Below are 2,173 nucleotides of genomic sequence, written 5' to 3'. Positions count from 1 at the left end.
GAGGAACACCGCCCTATCGGAAAGTACGGACGGATGCACCGGGAATATTTAAGGGAAGTCCACCCAGCCAGATTGAATACATTGATACTGACCGGAGAATTGTGGACATATCTTGCAGACCTGAACGAACAGGCACAGGAACGGTTAGACACTATCATGGAGCAGATGAAAGCCACCGAGGGCGTGACAGAGGAATTGAAGCGAACTCAACAAATGGAATGGGTGCAGCGTTGTAATAACATTCACAACCGGGCAGAAGAAATTGTTTTGCATGATATAATTTATTCATACGGGAGTAATTAAATCGGAGGTATATAAGATGATTGAAATTGTATTTGGTGAAAGTGCCTGTGGAAGTTTGAAAATTGCCCAAACTTACGGTAAGGGAAAGTATAGAGGAAGTGCAGTTTCGGTCTTTATGAGGCACGAAGATGGGAGTGTTCCATCTTCAGATGAAATGAAAGAAGCACAAATTCAAGCACAGGAACAAGAACATATTGCTTGGGAGAATGCTATTCCATTGGGAGGCAAGAGCAGTGATGTTTATTGTTTTGATATGGCTCTTAGTGTGGGAGATATTTCTGATAATGGAATTGGCGAACAGCGGAAAAATGTTCTCAAGAAAATGCTGTCTGTCTGGTTTGTAGAGGATTTAGACTATCAGGTTGAAGAAAAAATACAGAAAATTAAAACTACATTGTCTTCGGTTATTGAACGATATGTAGCTGGGGAAGAAGTTCGTATTTGGTATAGCTATAATCCGGATGAACTTTGCGGTATGTACTGGCTTATGAAACAACTTCGACCATTAAACTGTCAGACAACAATTTATTTGGTTAAGTTACCTGCCTGGGAATATGGAAAAGAAAATACTATGACATCCAAAATAGCATGGGGTGAGGTTTCTCCTGGCGAATGGGGAAAATATATAACTCTACAAGAAAAAGCTAAGCCTGTATTTCTTTCAGCTTGTGCTATGAAATGGAATCAACTTCAAAATGAAAATGCACCTTTGCGTGCAATGCTAAATGGTAAATTGCAAAGTGTTTCAGAAGATATATATGATAGTTTCATTCTTCGTGAAATTGCAGAACAGCCAGAGCAATTCAAAATGGCTATTGTTATAGGTAATGTTTTAGGAAAATATCAACTTGGAATTAGTGATGTATGGATTTCTAATCGCATTGATAAAATGCTTGAAGATGGTGTGTTGGAAATTATACAGGACGCACCAAAGGGAGAAACAAATTATCGCCGGATATTAAGAAAACGAATGAAATAATAACCACAGCAAGAACCGCTGCTACATGGAAGGCACCCCAACCATGCAACAGCGGTTTTTTTTACCGTTTTTTCCTCTGGCTGATAGGCGTTCCCATTTTCTTTGATTTTTTGAGAATCCGAATCAGCCAGCGAAATTCTTCGTCTGACAGATTTTTATAGTTGATACCGAGCTGCTTGCAGTAAAGGACAACCAGCTTTTCATCCCGGCTGCCCTTGAAATTTTCGACTGCTTCGAGATTTTCTTTCAATTCATCGGCAACGGTGGTCTGGGGCGCACTCTCACTGTCCTTTTTGTGGGCTTCCCGAATATCCCGGATAATCAGGTTGAGGTCATCCAGAACCATGTGACTGAAATACTCATCATCACTGATATGGGCGGCTTGCAGCACTTTCAAATGCTGGTCATCTTCGCCTGGGCGATACCGCTCAATGATTTCATGCCGGACGGTATCGACAAGGGCGTTGAGGTTTTGAATCTGCATGGTGGCAATCCCGTCCACATAAATCTCAATGTCTGCAAGAAACTTGATAAAATCCTTATGAGTGGCAAGCTCACAGAGCAGACGGTTGTTAATCCGCCCACTTTTCAGAAGTGCCACCATCTCATCATTCAAATGCAGTTCCGTTAATGGCGTGTTGATCTGCTCCCGGTTCTCTGTCCGGCACAGCAGATAATCAACGGAAACTCCATAGAAGTCTGCCAGCGTGATGAGGTTGCCATGATTGATTTCTTTATAATCCTCTTTTTCATAATTTCCAAGAGCTGATTTGGAAATGCCCGTCAGCTTTGATAATTCTTCCAGATTTAAGCCTTTGTCCTTGCGGAGTTCCCAAAGGCGTTCCTGTATGCTTGTTGCTCCTTTCATGGGCGCACGCTCCTTTCCGATGG

General features: G+C 42.0%; 3 protein-coding genes. 2 read left to right on the top strand and 1 reads right to left on the bottom strand.

Translation table 11 applies throughout. From position 1 onward, the window contains the following. Both C7386_RS13165 and C7386_RS13160 read left to right on the top strand, forming a co-directional pair. Positions 1 to 303: TnpV protein (locus tag C7386_RS13165; protein WP_318261314.1), on the top strand; the 303-nt coding region annotated here is incomplete at its 5' end. A 16-nt stretch (positions 304 to 319) separates the two neighbouring features. Further along, positions 320 to 1,282, top strand: a complete 963-nt coding sequence (locus tag C7386_RS13160) for a DUF3658 domain-containing protein (protein ID WP_014078537.1) — start codon at positions 320 to 322, stop codon at positions 1,280 to 1,282. A gap of 61 nt (positions 1,283 to 1,343) precedes the next feature. Here the strand turns inward: C7386_RS13160 and C7386_RS13155 are convergent, their stop codons facing one another. Beyond that, entirely contained in the window at positions 1,344 to 2,150 is an 807-nt protein-coding gene (locus C7386_RS13155) for a helix-turn-helix domain-containing protein (protein WP_116705732.1), read from the bottom strand. Between the last annotated feature and the right edge of the window lie 23 nt (positions 2,151 to 2,173).

It is taken from the genome of Agathobaculum butyriciproducens (genome assembly GCA_003096535.1).
Taxonomy (GTDB): domain Bacteria; phylum Bacillota; class Clostridia; order Oscillospirales; family Butyricicoccaceae; genus Agathobaculum; species Agathobaculum butyriciproducens.
The sequence above is the reverse complement of the archived record's forward strand: the minus strand, read 5'-3'. Positions and strand labels throughout refer to the sequence as shown.